The organism is Nitrincola alkalisediminis (genome assembly GCF_009821115.1).
Taxonomy (GTDB): domain Bacteria; phylum Pseudomonadota; class Gammaproteobacteria; order Pseudomonadales; family Balneatricaceae; genus Nitrincola; species Nitrincola alkalisediminis.
Genome location: NZ_VYTY01000007.1, coordinates 136,666 through 158,601 on the forward strand (window position 1 = coordinate 136,666; position 21,936 = coordinate 158,601).

A 21,936-nucleotide genomic window follows, 5' to 3' on the forward strand; every position below is an offset into this window, starting at 1 on the left:
AGCATGACTTCTGAGCAGCCCTTTGATAGTAAAGCCTTCTTGAGCACGATCAGTACTCGGCCTGGTGTTTACCAGATGTACGATGCTCTAGGTGCCATTTTATATGTAGGTAAAGCACGCAATTTAAAGAACCGACTTTCGAGCTATTTTCGAAGCCAGGGCCTGGGTGGGAAAACGCTTGCACTGGTGTCGCGTATTCAGCATATTGAAGTGACGGTAACCCACAGTGAAACCGAGGCTTTGTTGCTTGAACAAAATCTCATTAAGTCGCAAAAGCCACCTTACAACATCTTGCTTAGAGACGATAAGTCTTATCCATATATTTTTATATCCGATGTTGATGCTTTTCCAGCTGTGCGTTTTCATCGAGGCGCAAAGCGTGCAAAGGGGCGTTACTTTGGCCCCTTCCCAAGTGGCGGTGCGGTGCGCGAGAGTCTGAATTTACTGCAAAAGTTATTTAAAATTCGTCAGTGTGAAGATAGTTTTTATAAAAACCGTTCACGCCCCTGTCTTCAATATCAAATCAAGCGGTGTACGGCACCCTGCGTCAACCTGATTGATGAAGCGTCTTATCAGCGCGATATTCGTCATGCTCGTATGTTCTTAGAGGGAAAGAATAATTCAGTCATTGATGAGGTGGCCAGCCAAATGGAGGAGGCCGCTCAACGCCTGGATTTTGAACGTGCAGCTGAATTAAGGGATCAGGTGTCTGCTTTGCGACAGGTTCAAGAGCAGCAGTTCGTGTCGGCTGAGGGTGATGGAGAGGCCGATGTGTTTGGCTTTGCAACGGGCAAAGGTATCGTGTCTTTACATGCCTTGTATGTCCGAGGTGGACGAATTATTGGCAGTAAGGTTTATCATCCCAAAATCAGCCTAGAGTCGACCGACTCGGAAATACTCTCCTCATTTATCGCGCAATACTATTTGTCTTCCGTTCGCGATATTCCAAGCGCGATTATCTTGCCGTTTGCGCTAGATGACGCTGACTGTATTGAGCAGGCGTTAACCGAAAAGTCCGGACGCAAAGTTGCAATTTTACATAAGGTACGCAGTGATCGAGCTGGCTGGCAGCGATTGGCGCAAACCAATGCGTTACAACAGCTCACCAGTCACCTCACCAGCAAAGAGAATATTTACCAGCGCTATCTCGGCCTACAGGAGCTGTTGGATTTGGATATGCCCATCACGCGCATGGAGTGTTTTGATATCAGTCACAGTTCTGGAGAAGCAACCGTTGCCTCCTGTGTCGTTTTTGATGAGAACGGCCCACTTAAATCCGATTACCGGACGTTTAATATTGAGGATATCACCGGGGGAGACGACTACGCAGCCATGCAACAGGCGCTGGAGCGTCGTTACACCCGGCTGAAAAAAGGTGAGGGAAAGTTACCTGATGTTTTAATTATTGATGGTGGTAAGGGGCAGGTTTCTCAAGCGATGCAGGTGTTGGAGATGCTGCAAATTAGCGAAGTGATTGTTGTGGGCGTGGCAAAAGGACCGACCCGTAAAGCGGGGTTTGAAGTGTTGGTTCATGGTCAAACGGGTGAGGAAAAGGTCTTAAAGGCAGACTCGCCGGCTTTGCATTTATTGCAGCATATTCGTGACGAAGCACATCGCTTTGCGATTACAGGTCACCGAGCGAGACGAGCAAAAGCGCGGAAGCGTTCATTATTGGAAGATATTCCAGGTGTTGGCGCTAAGCGACGCCGTGAATTATTGAAATATTTTGGCAGTATCAAGGAGATAGAGAACGCAAGTGTTGAAGAAATTGCAAAAGTCTCTACCATAAGTCGTAACCTTGCGCAGGAAATCTACGCAACCTTACACCCAGACAGCCAATAGGATTGATATATGCTGTTTTCAATGAAGTTACCCAATTTACTGACGGTGTTGCGGATACTGCTAATTCCAGTCTTTGTTGTTATTTTTTATGCGCCTTCTCAAAGCGCCTCTTGGGTGGCGGCGGCTGTCTTTGGTTTGGCGGCCTTAACCGATTGGCTGGATGGATATCTTGCACGGCGCTTGAATCAGAACTCACATTTTGGAGCCTTTTTGGATCCCGTTGCTGATAAGCTAATGGTGGCCGTCGCATTGATCCTCTTGGTTGAGGCCTATGCCTCGCCTTTGCTGACCGTTCCAGCGGCTATCATCATTGGACGTGAGATCGTGATATCGGCACTGCGTGAATGGATGGCTGAAATTGGGGAGCGGGCAAAAGTAGCGGTCTCGATGTTAGGAAAAATTAAAACCACTTTGCAAATGATCGCCATTTTGGTGCTAATTGCCTTGCCGGTCTATAGCCCATTGGCTTGGGTGGGTATCGTCACGCTGTATGGGGCGGCACTTCTGACACTCTGGTCTATGTTTGTGTATTTAAAGGCGGCTTGGCCTCTGATGCGAGATGATATCTAGTTTAAGCTCCGTAGATCTTCTTGTATTGCGATCTTTCGGTAAATCGCGGATAAGCTATAACTGAAAAGGCATCGGCTGTATTCGAGAGAATGGGTGGTTGTTGGTAAATTGGGTTTGGCTAAAAATTAGCCAAAAGATCAAAAAAAACAAAAACTTGAAAAAAAGTGTTGACGTGGTGTGAGGATTCGGTAGAATACGCACCCATTGAAGGCAAGCACTTCAACAGCTAAGCGGGAATAGCTCAGTTGGTAGAGCACGACCTTGCCAAGGTCGGGGTCGCGAGTTCGAGTCTCGTTTCCCGCTCCAAAGTTTTGAATGCTTGATTTTGATATTTCAGGTCAATGACTTGATCGTTTATTAAAGCGTAGGGCTGGATGGCAGAGTGGTCATGCAGCGGACTGCAACTCCGTGTACGCCGGTTCGATTCCGACTCCAGCCTCCACACTTTAGTAAGCAGACATCAAACACCGCCCGAGTGGTGAAATAGGTAGACACAAGGGACTTAAAATCCCTCGCTGGAAACAGTGTACCGGTTCGAGTCCGGTCTCGGGCACCATATCTTTTAGTTATAAATCAAAAAGATATGGTGCATTCAAAAAATCTTCTCGTAAACTATCCTTAAATTTCTCTCTTTACTGTCGATAAAGTGTCGATAAAATTTAATTTGCTGCATCTCCATAGCGTTTTCTAACGGCTCTTGTGCCAAATCCGCGTATCTCAACGTTATCAATCTACTATTCGAGACCGCCAAAAAAGGTACACTCTGATTTCTGAGTTGCGGGTCAAAATCAAGAACGAATTGAGCGAGAATGTTTGTAGACGGCCCCTCGCTAAACCCTAAATCTCCTCCTGGCAGCGACAAAATTTAACGCATCCATCTCGTATACTCCCACCTATCCAATTGAAGTGGGAGTAAGCGATGCATCCGATGTTACATGCCTCCAAAAGCCAAACAGTGTTAATCGGTGAGCAGAACGAAGAGCTGGTTCGTCAGTGGGCTTTACGTTTGCTGATCGATGCGCAGGGTTATCGTTTAATGTTCAATAATCGCAACTATTTTGATGATGATCTATTGGTTGGCTTAGGAATCGAAGTCGACGACACCGCCGATATGACCCCCCGACGTCTATTGCGAATTTTACGATCAGAGGCAAAGAAACAGTCACCAGTACCGAATCTTCCAACCGCATTTTTAGGCAGTAACCTTAAGCTCCTGGGTGACTCCTTGTCTATGTCCACGCTTGAGCAAGAGATTCTAGGATTCTTGGTCATTAAAGAGCAAGACTCCCATCTAGCCAATGTTGTTGAACTCTTCCATCAAGGACGTTGGGCAGGTGTTCAACGATTGGTCACAATGCTCTCGATAGCCTTGAGGTACCCACGTACCTTGATTAGCCAAGCGCTCAATGCCAGCGCACCCTTGCGTCAATGTGGGTTGGTTTCACCTGAAGGTCTCCATAACGGTATTGAATTGCTCGATGGTCTCGATGATCTTTTGTACTTCGAAGAAAATGGACCCGAAGCGCTCTTTCGACAAAACACCCTGAAGTTGGAGCCTTCGGAGCTGGTGCCGTCTGATTTTGAGCATATCCAACCGATGTATGATCGTATCTATAACTATGTGCGTCGAGCTGCGGCTAAGGGGCTTACAGGGGTCAATATTCTGATTTACGGCGAACCCGGGACAGGGAAAACCGAATGGGTTCGGGTGTTATCCGAAGCCATGGGGTTATCGCTCTATGAAGTTAAGTCCTCTGGGCCTGATGGTCGCCCTTTACCTGGCGATCGGCGTTTGGCTGCCTTTAGAATGGCGCAGCATATGTTGGCCTCAGACAAGAAAAGTGTGATGTTGTTTGATGAAGTTGAGGATGTTTTTAATGATCGAATCAGCAATCACTATAAAGCCTGTGTGAATCGTGTATTAGAGTCAAACCAACGGCCTAGCTTCTGGTTAACCAATAGCCATCACACCATGGACCCCGCCTACATACGTCGGTTTGATTTAGTGTTTGAGATGCCGGAGCTATGCGAGAAGGCAAGATTAAAAATTGCAAAAAGGATTCTCAAAGGTATTCAGGTTAGGGAGGAATGGCTGGTGTCATTGTCTAAACAAAAAGGTGTTCATGCTGCACACTTATCACAAGCTGCCCGTGTGGTGCAGAACTCTGGCTATCGTAAGCCCGAGCGCATTGAGCACGAGATAGATGCCATTCTTGCCTCGCTCTATCAAGCCTTAGGTTATCGTGAACACAATAAGCTTGAAAAGGTGAGGACTCCTTATTATAACCCCGTGTTTTCAAACACTGACTTCTCATTGGATCGGCTCACTCATGGACTCAAACGCAGCCGGTTGGGGCGCATCTGCCTGTTTGGCCCACCCGGAACCGGCAAGTCGGGTTATGCAACCTATCTTGCGCAAGAGTTAGACATGCCGCTGATTACCAGAAAAGCCTCAGACTTGCTCGATAAGTATCTAGGTGGTACCGAAAAAGCCTTAGCTCAAGCCTTTCAAGACGCTCAGCAGCACTCAGGTATCCTATTGATCGATGAAGCCGATAGTTTTCTGACCCCAAGAACACAAGCCAAGCATAGCTGGGAAGTGTCTCAGGTGAATGAGTTGCTTGTGCAGATGGAGCAATACGAAGGGATTTTACTGATGTCCACCAACTACATGGAGCATCTGGATTCAGCGGCACTTCGCCGGTTTGATTTCAAAGTTCGTTTCAATTATCTAACCGCTGAGCAAGTCTGGATGATCTTTAATAATCATCTCGGTCGTTCCAAGCAACATCATTTTAGCCTTGCTGATGTAAATCAGTGCAAGCCTCAATTGGATAAGCTCCAACAGTTGACGCCGGGTGATTTTGCCACGGTTGAGCGCCATCACCGTGTGATGGGCGAACCGCTCACACCCGCATCGCTCTTGGCAGGTTTGCAAAGAGAGCATGACATTAAAACATCTGGCCAAAGCCGAACGATTGGGTTTGTGTAGGCGAGTGTATGAAATCTCTATTCAGCGTTTAAGTTTAACAGCCAAAAAGTGATGTGTAAGAAACAATTAAGTTAGTTTCTTTGACTTAAGTCTGTTTTAATCTTAACTTCCATTGGCTATGATGAGTGTAAAGGAAACAAGGACCTGTATCAGGATGAGTAGTCAGCACAACACATTATTTAGGTACTTAACCTTACTGCAACTGATCCCTCGACAGCCCGGATACAGGGCGACAACCACACTGCAAGCGCTGCTAGAAGAGCGAGGGTTTCAGGTGGATTTGCGAAGTGTTCAGCGCGACCTCGAAAAAATGTCGAGCAACTTTCCGTTGCTCTGCGATAAAACTCAAAAACCCTATCGTTGGTCATTTGATGCCGCTTTTAAAAGCAACTTGCCTGCGTTGGATACGCCTACGGCCCTCACGCTTGTGCTTGCTGAAGAGTATTTAAAAGGGTTGTTACCGCAAGCGGCCATCGTGCAGCTCAATAACCAGTTTACCGCCGCTCGAAAATACCTAGAACAACTGAAAGAGAGTGGTTTTAGTGATTGGACCCAACATGTTAAAGCGATCCCTAACGGCAAAGCGTTAATACCGGCCCCTATTGATTCCCTTATCTGGGCAGAGGTAACCGATGCCTTGCTTAAAGGCACTGCATTAGACGTGACCTATTTGAGTAGAACCAAAGCAGAAGAAAAGCAATTTACCCTGCACCCACTTGGCCTCGTGGCAAGGCACAGTGTGACTTACCTGCTGGCAACCGTTGGAGACTACGAGGATATTCGGCATTTTGCACTGCATCGAATTAAAAAGTGCAAACACAGTCATGCTGTTTACAGAGAAAGACGAGACTTTACGATTGATGAATACTTAAAGCAGGGCGCGTTTGGCTATCCAATAGGAGAAGGCGATATTGAACTGGTGGCAAAGATTCGACCCAAGATTGCCTGGTTATTGTCAGAAACCCCCATTAGCGAGCATCAATCTTTGTCTGAACCCGACGAAGATGGGTGGGTAACGCTGACGGCAATTGTGCCGGATGATTTACAGACTCAGTGGTGGGTGATGGGGTATGGTGGAGAAATTCATGTTCTGGAACCAGAACATTTCAGAAGTCGACTGGTCAGTGTGATCAACAATATGCAAAACCTTTATAGCAAAGTAATCTAAGAGAGCTTCTAAATGGAAAATATGACTAAAGAGTTGGAAATAAAGAGTCGTACTATGAAAGTTTTTCATTGTAAGTTTTGTTTTTAAGTGGAATATTTTGAAAAGTGTGTGATGTTCTTTTTAATAAAGTTCTAATGTAAGATGGTAAATCCCTATGAAACATATATTCATTATGTGGTTAATTAACTCTTATGCGAAATTTTAGAGAGTTCAATTGGCACCCAGTTTATCGAGCTGGGAATCAAAGTCTTTTTATGGAGTTTTATCAACCAGCACTTAAAATATCGTTATCGTATGATAGAGCGGTAGGTTTTTTTAGCTCGCAGAGTTTAGTATCGAATCTTCAGGGGATCATAGGATTAGTTCGTAATGACGGAAAAATGAGACTTGTCATAGGACATCCATTAGAAGATCAAGAGTTTGCTGCGGTAAAGCATGGGTATCGTCTAAACGAGCTTCTTGATGACTTAGATCAGAAGTTGAATGATATGCTAGACTCCGCTTCAGAGTCAGTTCAGTTGAACCTTTCGATATTAAGTTTACTAATCGCAGCTAACCGACTTGAAATAAAATTTGCTTTTAGAAAAAGAGGGATGTACCACGAGAAGATCGGGGTGATGACCGATTGCGATGGGAATAAGTTGGTTTTTCAAGGCTCAGCAAATGAGACAGTGTTTGCATTAGGAGAGGGGTATAATGCTGAATCTATAATGGTCTTTAAGAGCTGGCAAGAGGAGGTTTTTGCAGCTTACGGTGCTCCCTGCGTAGAAGGGTTTGAACGTCTTTGGAGTGGTGACCAACCAAATACCGTTACCGTTAATGTTCCGTCTCGGTTTTATGAAACTATTTCAGAAAAGGCTAAAACTAAGATTAGTGTCAATGAACTTGAACCTTTTGAACAGCAACTAATTGAAAAAGAGTTAAGTGATTTTTTTGGAAACAAAATTTCCTACAACATACCTGCCGTTCCAGAAACAATTAATGGTACTAGTTTCACGATCAGAGAACACCAAAAGAGAGCTATCCAATCATGGATTCGCAATAGCTACAAAGGAATCTTAAAGCTTTCTACCGGATCAGGAAAAACAATCACTTCAATATACGCTGCGACGAAAGTATATGAGGCTAGAGCAGCAAAAAAAGTGCCGACTGTTCTTATAGTTTCTGTGCCATATCAGGAGTTAGCTAAACAGTGGGTTGAGAATCTGGGTCATTTTAATATACATCCTTTAAAGTGTTGGATGTCCCGTTCAAAGTGGGAGTCTGATCTTAAGAAAGAGCTTTTAGATCTAAAGATGAAAGCCATTGATTTTGTATCTATTGTTGTTGTAAACCGTACTCTGGAGAGTACACATTTTCAGGAGAAAATCTCTGAAATTCCTGATGGTTGCATTATGTTTATTGGAGATGAATGTCACAATCATGGTGCAAAAAAGACAAGAGAGTCCTTGCCTAGTGCCTTTTATCGTATGGGATTATCAGCAACACCTTACCGATCTGACGAAGATGAAATCGATAATCCTTTCCCAAATGATGCAAAGGAAAGAATTAATTCTTACTATCTAGATATTGTTGCAGAATATTCACTAGGTGATGCAATTCATGACGGTGTTCTTTGTGAATATAACTATCATATTGTTCCCGTATTCCTTACAGCCGAGGAAGAAGATGAGTACGAAACATTAAGTGCTGAAATTGGAAAAATCATTGCTAGCGGTAACAATGGATTGTCTCTTACTCAAAGAAATCAACTGACTATGCTTTGTGGAAGACGGAGTCGTCTGCTTGGAGCCGCATCAAACAAATTACAATCTCTCAAAGCTCTTGTTAGTCAAATACCATCTAATGAACGAACTCATAGTCTTTTCTATTGTGGCGAAGGTAAGGTCCTAGATATTGAAGAGTCTAATGATAGTGATTTACGTGTTATAGATACAGTTTCACGAGTATTGTCAGATTGTGGCTGGAAAACGACAAGATTTACGAGTCAGGAGAGCTCTTCAGAGCGCGAGAGGATAATGTCAAATTTTGTAGAAGGTCATATTGATGGGTTAGTTTCTATGAAGGTATTAGATGAGGGAGTTGATGTGCCTGTTTGCAATAAGGCATTCATTCTAGCAAGTACACGAAATCCTCGCCAGTACGTCCAACGACGAGGACGAGTACTACGTAAAGCAGAAGGAAAATCTACAGCAGATATTTATGATTTCGTAATTCTACCTACTGGCACTAGTCGGTCATTGGATGCATTAAGAAAGGCTGAGCTTGAAAGAATAGATGATTTCGTTTTGATAGCTAATAATAGGTATCAAGTTGAGGCCGAAGTCAAAAGATTAGCTTTAAGAGGTAAATGAAATTATGCATGAACAACGAGATGAAAATGGCCTAATTAGTAAACTCGCTCGTGATTTGGTCTTGATTGAAAGGAAGAGTTTCTATGGCTCTGAGCCAGAGAGAGATCGTTTAAAAAAGATGAGAGAACTAATCGACGAGATCAGTCAGGAGATTCAGAATGATTCTTAATTCGGTTACTGTCGAAAATTTTAGGTCATTTTATGGTGAACAAACTATTAATTTTTCCACCGATAAAAAAGCAAACACAACAATTATTTACGCGTTGAATGGTGTAGGCAAGACTAACCTACTCAATGCAATACTATGGTGCTTGCATGGTGAGTTTTCGAGTGGTTTCAAGAATCCTAAAGATGTGCTGAATTGGGAAGCAAAAAGAAGGGGGCGTAAAAGTTATCATGTCACACTTAATTTTGAAGATAATGGGGCGCAATACATTATCAGAAGGACTGGTGGAGAAATTGATAATTTCAAAGTTTTCCAAGTAATGTGGGATGGTAATACTGTTGAATTGACCTCAGCTCCATCGCTTTTTGTAAACAGCATCATTCCAAAAGATATGGCAGGGTACTTCATTAGTGATGGTGAAGGTAGTGACCTCGTAGTTGAGAGAGATGGGTATATATCTGTAAAACGATCGATTCGTGACATATTAGGGTTTAATGTTGCTGAAAAAACACTTGATGATCTAAATAAGATTAAAAGCGAGGTTAGACAGGAATTAAAAAAATTTGATAAGGATAGTGAGTTATCAACGCTTGAAGACCGAATTCAGGTCTTTGATGAGAGCCTCGTAAAGACAAGAGTAAGTCTTACTGAAAACAAGTCACTACTAGAAACATACGAGGACCAGCTTGCATCGGTAGAGCGACAAATCGGGTCATCAAGCTCTGCAGTGGTAGATCAGTTGATTTCTCAACGTGAAAAGGCTAGCAAAACCCTTAAGGCTGCAGAAACTAAGTTAGCGACTTTAGAGACAAAAAAAGTAGGTTTAATAAGGGAATATTCGTGGGTTGCATTTGCATATAACCTTTCAAATGAAGCTTTAGATTTTATAGATGAATCTGAGCTAAAAGGAAAAATACCCGCTCCATTTAATTTACAGCTAGTGAAAGATATTCTTGAACGTGAAGAGTGTATTTGTGGTTCATGTATTCAGCCAGGCACTGAGGCATTTGATAAAATTCAAAGTCTCATTGGAAAAGCTGCGGACCCGGAACTTCTCAACCGACTCCAAAAGGCAAGGAGTCGTTTGACTGCAGTTAAGACTCTAGCGCCACAAGCTAAAGAACGAATTGAAGAAAACTTTAAAGAGGTGCGTGAGGCTAGAAAGTTAATTCATTCAACGCAACAAGAACTAGAGGATGTCTCAAGCCGCATCTTAGAGCTTGATGATGAAAAAATTCGTTCATTAGAAAAACAACGAATTGCCTTAAAAAACAAGATTCGAGAGACAGATAGAAGTATTACCCGCCTAACGGATAAAATTGATGAGCTTATTAAAAGCAAGCATCAACTTGAAGATCAAGCTAAAAAGATAAAAGGATTAAGCCCCAGAGCAAAAGTTCTAAAGGCTAAGATCGATTTGATTGAGCAGGTTGAAGAAAAAATTTCAGCAGAGCTTATTCAGTCCGAGAAAGATATACATAAGATACTTGCAAAAAAAATAGATTCCTTTTTAGAGAAGTATCTTCGTCAAGACTATCGAGTATCAATTACTAGCGACCTAAAGATATGTTTACAAGATCGAAATGGTAAACCAGTTCCGCCAAGCGGTGGTCAAGCAGCAATACTTAGTTTTATATATATTTCATCTTTGATAGCTATTGCGAGGGAGAGAAGAGATCTTGAAAGCACTATCTTGACACCAGGTGCGATTGCTCCTTTAGTGTTTGATGCTCCTTTCTCAAAGCTTGATCCAAAATATGCCCCAAATGTGGCAAGAGAATTACCTAAACTCGTCGATCAGCTAATTGTTCTGATGTATCAGGACGATGGGAAAGATGTTAGTCAAACACTGCGATCAGAGGGGAAACTAGGAAAAGAATATTATTTCTGCGAGGAAATAGCCGGTGAACAAGGTAATGTTGAAATACACACACTAACCTTTAATGGAAAGGAGGTGCCTGTAACCAAATATAATTGCCCAATCGATCGTGTGGTTGTGATGGAGGTTGAATGAAATGCCCGAAATAAATATTGACGAAAATATTTTGAATTGGCGGACTGTAGGTGTTAAGAGGGAGCGTCATCATGAGGCATTAATCCAACGACTAACCCTAGATAATAAATCCATCTTTACCTACTTGAAAGATCTAATGGTGTTTGCAGCTATGGTTGGTCACTCTTTAGGAAGGAGAACTCCTTTAAAAGGTGAAACGATTGATATTATATTGGACACTTACGCAAGCGATCAAAAAGACGGATTTATCTATCTTCTGGCCCTAATAGAAAAGAGAGATGGATCTGTTCTTAAAGATGAACGACTTCGTGAGACGGTATCTGTATTTGAAGAATACTGTAACACAGGGTTGTATGAAATTACGAATTGGCTAGATCAAAACCCCGGTGACCCAACGGGAATAGATACTTTGTTGTTTAAAATTTTACATCAGCTAGCTGAAAATGATAATTGTATAGATATCAGTAGTGATCCGGGTGATATTGAGGTGGTTTTGTAATTCAATAACAGTTTTATATAGCTCTTGTCTTCCAGGTGAAAGAAAAGACAGTATTAGAAATTTATTAATATTGTAAATAAATTTTTTAAAATTTATTTTTGGTATTCATTCGAGGTGTTGTGTTGAATGTTTATTAAATATTTCTTTGCTGGTGATAATTATTAATACACAGGGTGGTTCCACATGGGTGTACGTTTTTTTGAGGATGCTAACGCTTTAGATTCCCTTCGATCTTCTGACTTCGATGCTTTAAGTGCATATGGAGAAGTGATTGATAATGCAATTCAAGCAGGTGCCGATTGCGTTACGGTTGATTTTGAAACTACTACTAGTGGGAAATGGGTTGGTATTGAGCGTTTAGTTTTTGGTGATAATGGTAGTGGTATGGATGCTAATACATTAGCTTCTTGTTTAAAGTTAGGGTGGTCTAGTCGTTTTAATGATCGTAAAGGTATTGGGCGTTTTGGTGTAGGGATGGTTCTTGGCGCAATTCATGAGGTGAAAAGAGTTACCGTTATTTCAAAGACCAGTGGTAGTAGTGATTGGCTTTCAACATATGTCGATTTGGATGAAGTAGCGAAAGGAGTTTTGGAAGAAATCCCAGCACCGATAAAAACGGAATTGCCTAAAAGGTATAAGGATAGAGTAGGTTTAGATTCAGGAACTCTTGTAATCTGGGAAAAGTATGATCGTCAGAAACAAGGTGCTGACAAAATTAGATCTGAAGCACATCACTATTTCGGTCGTACATTCAGAAAATTTATATGGGGCGGTCTAAGAATCTTAATTGATGGTAAGACCGTTAAAGCACATGATCCTCTGTATGTAACTACGGATAAAACTTTATATCCTGATGACCCAGCGGCTAAAGCATTTCCTCCAATAGTGATTAGTTGGCCTATTAAAGACCCCGAACTTAGAGCTGAGTTTGGAGATGAGTCTAAGGTAACAATCCAGCTATCATTATTGCCTGAAGAGTTTCGCCCGAAGCAAGGCTCGGGTGGATCTCCCTTTGCGAAGGAACGAAGAATTGACGAATTTCAGCAAGGTATCTCAATTCTACGAGAAGGAAGGGAGGTTTTCTTTGGGCAGGTACCGTATTGGTCAAGTGTTAAGGTGCTCGATAAATCACCCTCATGGAAATTTGAGGAAATAGATCGATGGTGGGGCTGTGAGATATCTTTTGGAGCTGAACTGGATAGTTCTTTCGAAGTTAAAAATATTAAGAGAGGTGCTCGTCCTGAAGCTGAGCTGTTACAACTTATAAAAGAAAAAATAACCCCTACTAGAAAAAGTGTACTTGAACAAGTTAGAGAGGTTTGGGTTAAAGCAAAAAGGGAAGAGGAAGAGGCAATATCAGGTACAGATGATGTACTAGGACGTCATGGTGGTCACAGTGAAGCTGAGAAAGCGGCTGAAAAAGGTACAACTCTTGGTTCTAAGTACAATCCTGATGAACCAGTCCAAAAAGTGGCTGATCAAATTCAGAAAAATAATATTGGTCATATGGAAGCAGCTAGACAGCAACGTTATATAGAGTTATTCAAAGCGCAGCCCTATGTAATTGCTGACGACATGTGGAAAGGACCAACTTTTTGGGAAGTGACCCATGGTGGGGGAAAAATCTTCATGAACTACAACACTAGGCATGAATTTTTTGTTGAGCTTCGTACTCTTGAGGATTTAATAGTTGAAGAGACGGATCCAGAGCAACTCAGGATTTTAACGAAGCGTATCACCGCTTTAGTCGATTTATTATTAATTAGTTATGCTAAAGCAGAAGCTAATCATGAACCAGATTCAACAGTAAAAGTCAGTGATTTTTCAGAAAGTATGAACACGACTTGGGGGCAATGCCTAAAAAGTTTCGTAAAGGCTTGGACAGATGACGGAGGAAAAAATGATGGCTAATTCAGAATTAGATGAAATTATTCTTTCAGAGACTGGGCCTGAGAAAAAACTACTACGCATGTCATTGAGTGAATTTGAGGGAACTCGTCTCCTTAACGTGAGATATTACTATAAAGATACTAAAACAGGAGAAATTAAACCTACCAGAAAAGGGATTGCTTTAGGACGAAACCGATACGTAGACATTTTTGAATTATTTGAAAAACATCACTCTGAAATTCTAGACTATTTTGATAATCAAAGTACTGGTTTTAAAGGATTAAACGGATGGAAGTCTAGAGTTGAAAAAGTTGCGCGTACGCAAAAGAGTAATGCGATGGTAATAACTTCTATCGAACCTCTCGGTGGACGAGATTTGTATGATATTGTGTTTAGCGGTGCCGAGATATCTGTGAAACTAAATAATAAAAACAAGTTCGTCTCAACACTTTCAGAACAAAGTAATCCAAATGACCTCTTAGGAAGAGTAGCAGCGGCATTCGAACTGGCATGCCAACTTGTTGCTGATGAGCAGTCGAATGCGGTAGTTGATGCCTTAGATCATTTGAAATATGAGTTCTCAAGGCAGCTATCATCGATTGCTAAAGGAAATGAGGGTTAAGTATGTGGCAATATTGGTCACTTAGAGAGCTTCAGGAGGAAATTGGATACGATAATCTTGAGTTTCTTGAAGTAGTGATACCAGAGCTAGATGAGTCCTCGCGAGACGGAGGTTTCCTAAGCGCAAAACAGAAGTTAGTCTCTTTAGTTTCAAGCTTGAAAGATCATGATTATTTTAGAAAAAAAAGAAATCTAGTGTCGAGTTTTTACGGAGTGCCTCCAAACATTCGGAGCCGATTCTGTGCAGAGCTCGGAGTTGTTGATGCAATCACAGATGATGAATTGGCGAATTACTTATTGGCCGACAAAGAGGCTTACTTAAAGTTCTTAGACTTCTTTGAATTGGATTCTCGGTTTCTAGCGCAAGAAGATGCACCGCGTAAACCATGCTTTGATTCATTTCCGGCGTCAAAGGATATGCCAAAGGTAATTACAAAGCCTTTCAAAAAACTTAAGTTTTATCAAAGCGACTGCATAACCCGATTGCAACCCATATTGAATACACCGTCATCTAGAGCGATCCTTCAGATGCCTACAGGATCTGGAAAAACAAGAACGGCCATGGAAGCAATTGTAGATCACTTGAACTCGGAAGGTAAAAAGCAAGTTGTCTGGTTGGCGAATACAAGAGAGCTTTGTGAGCAGGCAATACAATGCTTTTTGGAAGTTTGGGACTATGTCGGAACTTGTAACGTTAGAGTAAATAGGATTTGGGGTGATTACATATCACAAATTGAAGATTTTAGCGGTGCAGAGAAGAGTTTTTCGGTTGTAAGCCTACAGGGGGCTTGGAGTATTCTTAGTAAGGACGAAAACCGATTCGATTACATTTTTGAGCAAACATCATTAACTGTGGTAGATGAGGCACATATTGCGGTAGCTAAAACATATGCCTCTGTTGTTAAGAGAATCAATCATAGAACTAATTGTATATTGTTGGGTTTAACTGCTACACCTGGTCGCACAATTGAATCGGAGGTTACCGAGCTCTCTGAGTTATTCTTTCAGCAAATAGTCTCACTTCAAGACCCTAATTCTACTAGAAACGATACTATCGCGTTTTTGAGATCTATTGGTGTTATGTCGAAAGCGATTCACTACCCGATAATATATGACTCAGTCCAAAAAATTTCTTCGGGTGAATCCAAAGGATTGAAAGAAGGAAAGGACTTCTCTGAAAGCTTCCTTAAAAAGTTGGGTGATGATCCAAATCGAGTTGTCGCATTAGTAAAAAAGGTAGTCAATCTCCTTGATCAAGGGGCGAAGATCATTTTGTTTGCCCCATCAGTAAACAATTCGTTTTTAGTAAGCGCGATACTTACATTCCTAGGCTATAAATCAGTGCATATTAGCGCAAAAGTATCACCTAGCTCTCGGGATTCATTGATTGGAAAATTTGTTCGAGGCGAGTATCAAATATTATGTAACTATGGTGTGTTGAGTACTGGCTTTGACGCTCCCTCAGTTGATGTGGTTTGTATAGCGAGACCAACCAAGTCAGCAGTACTTTATAGTCAGATGATCGGTAGAGGGTTGAGAGGTAAGTCCGTAGGCGGAACAGAGGAATGTTTAATTTTAGAAGTGGTTGATAATTTTGTAGGTCACGGAGTTCAGTCTGATCTTTACAAACTGTTTGATGATTATTGGTGCCAGTAATGGCTTTATTGGATGAAAAACAACTCAGAGATAGATTAAAGGACTTGCTACCTTCATCTAAAAGATCATGGATCTACTCTGCATTTATTTCTGCTACGGCAGCTGAATGGCTTGGCAATTACTTATCTTTATCGTCAGAGTCAAGGGTGTTGGTTCGTGGACGATTAGACGATGTCGTAAATGGAGTTTGTGATTTAAATGCGCTTAAGCTTTTATTGGAAAAAGGCGTGAATGTTGGAATGTCTTCAGCTCTCCACGCAAAAATTTATTTTTTTGATGAAAGTGTAATTGCATCTAGTAGTAACCTAACGGCTGCAGGTCTAGCTTTGTGTCAGTCACCAAATATTGAACTTGGAATCGAAGCCCAAGCTACAGCAAGTGACGTGACTATAGCCGAAAATCTTTGGCGGCAGGCAGTTAAGGTGGATTTGTCGTTACTACAGAAGATGACAGATTACGTTGAAGGCTTAGATCTTTCCAAGTCAACCGAACATCTCATATGGCCAGGTGAGTTATTTGTGGAGAAAAGAGATTTGTATTGCTCAGACTTTCCTTTGGAGGGAAGCCTTGATCAGCCAGAATGGAATAGATTTGAACTTTTAGCTCAAACTACTGCATATCGTTGGCTCTTAAATGAAGTCATGAAAGAGAATGTTGCTCTGTCGTTTGGATATCTCACGAAGAAACTTCACGATGCACTTTACGATGATCCTCTGCCATACAGAAGTGATGTAAAGCAGATGCTCTCAAGTTTATTGAGCATCGTCGACCGTCTAGATGAAGAAAAGTTGCAAATAACTAGACCGAGGCATTCACAAATAGTTAGCTTGCGGTCTCTAGTAAATTAGCTTTAAAAATTAGAGATTAAGTAAGTATCTGTTGCCCTGATTTCATTCACTAGTGAATAAAAATACAGTATCATAGCTTCCTGGAGGAGCTCTCCAAGACTATAAGGTGTAAGAATGAAAGCTAAGTTTACGGGTCATGATACGTTTCCATTACGTTATGGATGGCTGTTTAAGGCAATTAATCACATTGATAACAACGGGTTGCTATCTTCAGATGGTGATCATGTCAAGGATGCAATCAGCAAATTAGGTGTTGGTAAAAACATGATCAATGCCATTAAGTATTGGGCAGAATCTTGTCAGGTCATATCTCTTCACATTGAAGATAGAAAGTCTAAGCAAAAGGTCACAGACATAGGACGGTATATCTTTGATGTCAAGAATGGTAAGGATCCTTATTTAGAGGATATTGGGTCGCTATGGTTAATTCATTTTTTACTTAATTTCGATGACGAGTATTTGACTTCTTACCGATATTTTTTTAATTACTCAAATTCAGTATATTTTGAAAAAACAAGATTTATCGAAGAGATTGATCAGAATGTATTGAGGTTGGTTTCTTCGGATAATTTGAAACTAGCAACTATTAAAAAAGACGTTGACTGTTTTTTATCGACTTATTCACGTCAAAATTTAAGAAGCTCTAAATCTCGATATAAAATGATTGATGAAGACTACTTTACGTCACCACTTTCTGAGTTGGGACTTATCGTCGATCTAGGGCGTGGATTTTATCAATCTGATCTTGATGAGCGTCCGACACTGCCCATTCAAGTCTTTATTTACGCATTAGTATGCTTTTTCAATAAGCAGAGTAGTATGAATAGTTCTACGGTAATCAGCTTTGAAGATATTTTGACTAAACCTCTATCACCTGGAAGAATTTTTAGACTTTCAGAAAGTGCGCTAGGCCATTTATTGGATCAGGCTGTTGAGTATACCTCTTCTGATATTTCATGGGTTGATTCTCTTGGCTTAAAACAAGTAACTATTTCGAATGTACTTCTGGAACGTTCGCTAGATGATTTAGATGACTATTACGGTGCAAAAAAATGATTCAGGGTATTGATGTAAATAACCAATTTAAATCATCAGCTAGGGTTTCAGAAGAAAATTTTGATGCTGTCCTTTTTTTAGATCATTTTATTGCACATGGTTCAATCTTAAGAATATTAGAAAATTTATCTTCTGAAATTGTCGGTTCGAAACAGCGTGCATTTACTATTACTGGGCCTTACGGAGCCGGAAAATCAACCTTAGCACTTTTTCTAAACTGTTTATTAGATACTGATCCATCAGTTAGATCTAAAGCTATTTCAAAGCTTTCAAGTTTACTTTTGAATGATCTCTTTAATGACTTTGCTTTCAATAGTGAAAAAGGATGGGCTGTAGTTAAACATTTGTGCGGCTTATCGTCACCTGTTACATCAATTACGCAGTCAATTCTAGACTCTCTTAATGCTAATAACTTGGCAAGCTCACTGAATGATGAGGCTGCTTGCTTAGAGGCTATTAAATGCGCTTTAGATCAAAAAATCAGTAAACATGATGGTGTCTTGATTATTCTTGATGAGTTAGGAAAGGCATTAGATTACCAGTCTACACACGGTGGTGATCTTCACTTTTTTCAATCATTAGCTGACTTGGTTCAAAGCTATGATAATGTAATTATTATTGGTTTTTTGCACCAGTCTTTTTCAGCATATGCAAAAGGTCGTGATACGAAGACTCAAAATGAGTGGGGTAAAGTACAAGGTAGATTCAAAGATTATTCTTTTAATCCAAGTATCGAAGAGTCGCTTCATTTAATCGCTAACTCTTTCAATGTTGCTGATGATCTTCAATCCAAATTTGTTCTTGAACATAAAGACACTATAAACCTCGTATCTTCTTTCTTTAAAATCCGTAACTCTGCTGATCTGTTTAAAGTTCTTCCTTTAGATCCAGTAGTCGCTCTTCTTTTAGGGCCAATTTCAAAGCGCAGTTTTTCTCAAAATGAAAGAAGTCTCTTCAGCTTTATAGCGACACATGAGCAGTATGGTTTTAGACATTTTATTGCTAACGCCTCAGAAGATGATGACTTTTTACCCTTATACAGAGTTAATAGGCTTTGGGACTATCTCTATCATAACTTAGGTCACATCATTACTGTCTCTTCAGATGGTAAAGGGTGGATTGAAGCCTGTGATGCCGTTGAGCGTTCAAGAATCATTGGCAATGATGTTCATTGTTTTATCACACAGCTTGTTGCTTTACTGACCTTAGTAGGACAGCCAGGTAAGTTTTTTGCGTCGAAAGAATTCATTATCGAATACATAGGATCTCTACCTGAATTTAACTGTTCAAGAGATGAAGTCTCTGAAGCATTACAACTCTTAGAGTCGAAATCCATTATTATTTTCAGACATAACTTAAACTCTTATCAAGTTTTTAGAGCCAGCGATCTTGATATAAATCGCTTGGTCATTGAATGGATCGACAGAGTCAAAGGTAGTGTTGACTGGACAGAAGCTTGTACTAATCAAAACTTGATACTGGCCAGCTCACATTATCATCAAAAAGGTGTAATGCGTTGGGCTGATACGCAGGTTGTCTCTAAACTTGAAGACGTAAGAGTGCCTACGGGTGTTAGTGGGAGTCCATTCGTTAACTTTGTTGTACCCGTATCTAGAGCTTTGAGTCGTGCTGCTAAAGAGCGGTTTGACGATAATGACTTTATTGTTGTAGCTGATCCTGTTTTTATAGACCAGCTAGAAGTGGTTGCGATTGAGCTTATTGCTTTACAAAAACTTTATAAGCAGGAAGAAGAGAAACTAAACAGAGATCCTATTGCTAGAACTGAAATTGAAAATAGGATTAAAACTAGTTTCCTCAACATAGACAATGCATTGTCATCTGTCCTTAATAAATCTAATTGGGTTTACAAAGGACAACGAGTTTCTGGCCGATCATTAAGTGCACTTGCTAGTAACATAGCAGACCAAATCTACTCTCGCTGTCCGCCTGTTCAGAATGAGTTGATTAACAGAATGAAAATATCAGGTACATCTAACTCTGCCTTAAATAAGCTTCTTTTAGCAATACTTGAGAATGACCGAGACCCTGATTTAGGGCTTCCTCAGAATACATTTCCACCAGAGAAAGGAATCTATTTTAGCTGTCTTAAGAGCAAAGGATGGCATACCCCAGACTCTGAGTACTCATTCGCAGGCGATTGGTTCAATCTAGCTGATGGTGATAGTTTAGATGAAGAGCAACGATTAGCGTATGAGTTATGGAAATCAGGTGTTGACTTCATCAAAAATTCCGACGGGCTGGTTGTTGTTAAGGAGCTATATGATCTTTGGATGAAAGCACCTTTTGGACTGACGTTAGGGCTTAGCAAGCTTTATGCAATGGCTCTTTTGAAGTCAATGGAATCTAATCTGGCTTTCTACGATTTTGATTCTACGAAAGATTGGATCTACATACCGGGCCTCGATCAAGAACTCGTTAATAAAATTTGGAAGCACCCCCATGAGGCTGCGGTTAAGTTTTACGAGCTAGCCGCAACTGATCTCTCATTAGTTAAACAAGTTGCCTCTGCCTCTTCCGATAATCCTGAAGAGTCTATTCTTGCAACAGCTAGATCGCTAGTTCAGCGTATTCATGCATTACCATCATGGGTAAAGCGCACATCCGGTCATAATTTATTTCGGGCTGGTGACGCAGACCATTTAAGTCAGCAAGCAAAACGATTTAGAGATAGAGTGTTATCGGCAAAAGATCCTTATAAATTGATTCTAGAGGATATCCCATCGATTTTTGGTGATGCAAATTTAGCTCAGTCTCTAAAAGCTAGTATCGATTCACTTCAAGAGCTCGATTTGATTGTCTCAAACCATTTTAGGTCAACCATTATTGATCTTTTGAATAGTGAGCCTAATGAAGATTTGTCACGCCGTGCAGCAGAAGTGGTTAAGAATGCAAGTAGACCGGAAATTGAAAACTTTGCTAAAAGACTCCAAAAGTGGTGTGATCATTCCGGTTTCAATCATCATTTTGATGAATTGATGGCTCTTGTAATTGGTGTAAGAAAAGATAGTTGGACTGATGAAAAAATCAGCGATGGTTATGATAAACTTCGTAACTTATGCACACAGTTTAAGAGATATGAGTCTTTCGTTGTTGTTTCTTCAAAGGCATCATCAAGTGGATTGTTACCCGTAGCACTGATTCTCCAACAAGCTTCTGGTAATGTTATCGAATATGAACAATTTATAGACCAAAATTCATCGACTCATAATGAAGTTTTACCAGTCAAAGATGAACTTCGTAGATCACTCGAAGGACTAACTAATGCACAACGGGTAAGAGTTTTAACTGAACTTTTAACAACTGAAATGCTTCCTCTTGGAACTGAGATAGAGTTATGAATGATAAGGTGAAACACGTACTTGGCCTGTCTGGTGGCAAAGACAGTAGTGCACTTGCGCTCTATATGAAAGAGACACGACCTGGGCTTGAGATTGAGTATTTTTTCACTGATACAGGCTATGAGTTGCCTGAGACTAATGACTTCATTGACAAGTTAGAAGCAAAGCTTGGTTATATTCATAGACTCAACTCTAGATCTCTTAGCGGAATTGAGGGTAGGGGGGAAGTCGAATTCAGCTCTTTTCTTAAAAAGAATGGAAATTACTTGCCATCCCAACGTGATCGCTGGTGCACAGTTGAGCTTAAGTTAAAACCTTTTGAAAAATGGGTCGATGGCTTTATCGCTCAAGGCTATTCGATAAAAAACTATGTGGGTATAAGGGCTGATGAACCACATAGAACAGGTTTCATGACCATTGAAAAGCCTATAGAAACTGTTATGCCTTTTAGAGATGATGGTATCGTCAAATCTGATATCATTAACATCCTTCGACGTAACGGCTTGGATTTACCTGAATACTATAAGTGGCGTTCCCGCTCAGGCTGCTCCTTCTGTTTTTATCAGCAAAAAATTGAATGGATAAAGTTGATGGAGCATCATCCAGATCTCTTTGAGCAAGCAAAAAAATTTGAAAAAGGTGATGCTTCAAACTCAACGGTCGGTGAACGTTTCTATTGGATGGGTAAGGGGGAGCCTCTTGAGACGCTTGAGGATCCTGAACGAAGAGCACAAATTATTGAAAACCATCAAAAGAAGATTGAAAGATTTAATAAGAAAAAAAGACGTAATGCTTTGCATGACCCCAACATCATTGCCTGTACAATGACCGAGCTTGACGAAGTTTATGATCTTGCTGAAGGTGGGGGGGCATGTATTACTTGCTACAAGTAATACGTACC

The 21,936-nt window shown here is 40.8% G+C and carries 14 protein-coding genes and 3 tRNA genes; all 17 read left to right on the forward strand.

The window, feature by feature from the left end; genetic code table 11:
- Positions 1-3: 3 nt before the first annotated feature.
- The 17 genes from uvrC to F5971_RS12365 all read left to right on the forward strand — a co-directional run bounded on the left by uvrC (position 4) and on the right by F5971_RS12365 (position 21,928).
- Positions 4-1,842, forward strand: a complete 1,839-nt coding sequence (gene uvrC, locus F5971_RS12285) for an excinuclease ABC subunit UvrC (RefSeq protein WP_193495124.1) — start codon at positions 4-6, stop codon at positions 1,840-1,842.
- 21 nt (positions 1,843-1,863) lie between these two features.
- A complete protein-coding gene (pgsA, locus tag F5971_RS12290) occupies positions 1,864-2,412 on the forward strand; it encodes a CDP-diacylglycerol--glycerol-3-phosphate 3-phosphatidyltransferase (RefSeq protein ID WP_036510322.1) in 549 nt (182 codons plus the stop codon).
- A gap of 230 nt (positions 2,413-2,642) precedes the next feature.
- Positions 2,643-2,718, forward strand: a tRNA-Gly gene (locus F5971_RS12295).
- A gap of 62 nt (positions 2,719-2,780) precedes the next feature.
- A tRNA-Cys gene (locus F5971_RS12300) sits at positions 2,781-2,854 on the forward strand.
- Between the two features lie 27 nt (positions 2,855-2,881).
- Positions 2,882-2,968 (forward strand) — tRNA-Leu (locus F5971_RS12305).
- Between the two features lie 363 nt (positions 2,969-3,331).
- Positions 3,332-5,404 carry an AAA family ATPase gene (locus F5971_RS12310; protein WP_193495125.1) on the forward strand — a complete coding sequence of 691 codons (2,073 nt, stop codon included), beginning with the start codon at positions 3,332-3,334 and terminating at the stop codon, positions 5,402-5,404.
- A gap of 154 nt (positions 5,405-5,558) precedes the next feature.
- On the forward strand, positions 5,559-6,572 hold the full coding sequence (locus F5971_RS12315) for a helix-turn-helix transcriptional regulator (RefSeq protein WP_193495126.1): 1,014 nt from the start codon (positions 5,559-5,561) through the stop codon (positions 6,570-6,572).
- A gap of 254 nt (positions 6,573-6,826) precedes the next feature.
- Positions 6,827-8,926, forward strand: a complete 2,100-nt coding sequence (locus F5971_RS12320; protein WP_162149939.1) for a DEAD/DEAH box helicase family protein — start codon at positions 6,827-6,829, stop codon at positions 8,924-8,926.
- A gap of 158 nt (positions 8,927-9,084) precedes the next feature.
- Positions 9,085-11,106 (forward strand): AAA family ATPase, encoded by a 2,022-nt coding sequence (locus F5971_RS12325; RefSeq protein ID WP_036510229.1) that lies wholly within the window; start codon positions 9,085-9,087, stop codon positions 11,104-11,106.
- Between the two features lies 1 nt (position 11,107).
- Positions 11,108-11,605, forward strand: coding sequence for a DNA phosphorothioation-associated protein 4 (locus F5971_RS12330; RefSeq protein WP_051514355.1), 498 nt, complete (start codon positions 11,108-11,110; stop codon positions 11,603-11,605).
- Between the two features lie 183 nt (positions 11,606-11,788).
- Positions 11,789-13,516 carry an ATP-binding protein gene (locus F5971_RS12335; protein ID WP_036510231.1) on the forward strand — a complete coding sequence of 576 codons (1,728 nt, stop codon included), beginning with the start codon at positions 11,789-11,791 and terminating at the stop codon, positions 13,514-13,516.
- On the forward strand, positions 13,509-14,117 hold the full coding sequence (locus F5971_RS12340) for a transcriptional coactivator p15/PC4 family protein (protein ID WP_036510234.1): 609 nt from the start codon (positions 13,509-13,511) through the stop codon (positions 14,115-14,117). The genes F5971_RS12335 and F5971_RS12340 overlap by 8 nt, the downstream gene beginning before the upstream one ends.
- A gap of 2 nt (positions 14,118-14,119) precedes the next feature.
- Positions 14,120-15,772, forward strand: coding sequence for a DEAD/DEAH box helicase (locus tag F5971_RS12345; RefSeq protein WP_036510237.1), 1,653 nt, complete (start codon positions 14,120-14,122; stop codon positions 15,770-15,772).
- The gene (locus F5971_RS12350; RefSeq protein ID WP_036510240.1) at positions 15,772-16,620 is read left to right on the forward strand and encodes a phospholipase D-like domain-containing protein; all 849 of its coding nucleotides are present in this window, start codon (positions 15,772-15,774) and stop codon (positions 16,618-16,620) included. The genes F5971_RS12345 and F5971_RS12350 overlap by 1 nt, the downstream gene beginning before the upstream one ends.
- A 114-nt stretch (positions 16,621-16,734) precedes the next feature.
- The gene (locus F5971_RS12355) at positions 16,735-17,676 is read left to right on the forward strand and encodes a DUF4007 family protein (protein ID WP_036510243.1); all 942 of its coding nucleotides are present in this window, start codon (positions 16,735-16,737) and stop codon (positions 17,674-17,676) included.
- Complete coding sequence (locus tag F5971_RS12360; protein ID WP_036510246.1) at positions 17,673-21,035, forward strand: ATP-binding protein; 3,363 nt, start codon at positions 17,673-17,675, stop codon at positions 21,033-21,035. The genes F5971_RS12355 and F5971_RS12360 overlap by 4 nt, the downstream gene beginning before the upstream one ends.
- Entirely contained in the window at positions 21,032-21,928 is an 897-nt protein-coding gene (locus F5971_RS12365) for a phosphoadenosine phosphosulfate reductase domain-containing protein (protein WP_036510249.1), read from the forward strand. The genes F5971_RS12360 and F5971_RS12365 overlap by 4 nt, the downstream gene beginning before the upstream one ends.
- The last annotated feature ends 8 nt before the right edge of the window (positions 21,929-21,936 follow it).

Bases quoted from the DNA above. Each gene is read 5' to 3' on its own strand.
- uvrC (WP_193495124.1), top strand. From the start codon at position 4: ATGACTTCTGAGCAGCCCTTTGATAGTAAAGCCTTCTTGAGCACGATC.
- pgsA (WP_036510322.1), top strand. From the start codon at position 1,864: ATGAAGTTACCCAATTTACTGACGGTGTTGCGGATACTGCTAATTCCA.
- F5971_RS12310 (WP_193495125.1), top strand. From the start codon at position 3,332: ATGCATCCGATGTTACATGCCTCCAAAAGCCAAACAGTGTTAATCGGT.
- F5971_RS12315 (WP_193495126.1), top strand. From the start codon at position 5,559: ATGAGTAGTCAGCACAACACATTATTTAGGTACTTAACCTTACTGCAA.
- F5971_RS12320 (WP_162149939.1), top strand. From the start codon at position 6,827: ATGGAGTTTTATCAACCAGCACTTAAAATATCGTTATCGTATGATAGA.
- F5971_RS12325 (WP_036510229.1), top strand. From the start codon at position 9,085: ATGATTCTTAATTCGGTTACTGTCGAAAATTTTAGGTCATTTTATGGT.
- F5971_RS12330 (WP_051514355.1), top strand. From the start codon at position 11,108: ATGCCCGAAATAAATATTGACGAAAATATTTTGAATTGGCGGACTGTA.
- F5971_RS12335 (WP_036510231.1), top strand. From the start codon at position 11,789: ATGGGTGTACGTTTTTTTGAGGATGCTAACGCTTTAGATTCCCTTCGA.
- F5971_RS12340 (WP_036510234.1), top strand. From the start codon at position 13,509: ATGGCTAATTCAGAATTAGATGAAATTATTCTTTCAGAGACTGGGCCT.
- F5971_RS12345 (WP_036510237.1), top strand. From the start codon at position 14,120: ATGTGGCAATATTGGTCACTTAGAGAGCTTCAGGAGGAAATTGGATAC.
- F5971_RS12350 (WP_036510240.1), top strand. From the start codon at position 15,772: ATGGCTTTATTGGATGAAAAACAACTCAGAGATAGATTAAAGGACTTG.
- F5971_RS12355 (WP_036510243.1), top strand. From the start codon at position 16,735: ATGAAAGCTAAGTTTACGGGTCATGATACGTTTCCATTACGTTATGGA.
- F5971_RS12360 (WP_036510246.1), top strand. From the start codon at position 17,673: ATGATTCAGGGTATTGATGTAAATAACCAATTTAAATCATCAGCTAGG.
- F5971_RS12365 (WP_036510249.1), top strand. From the start codon at position 21,032: ATGAATGATAAGGTGAAACACGTACTTGGCCTGTCTGGTGGCAAAGAC.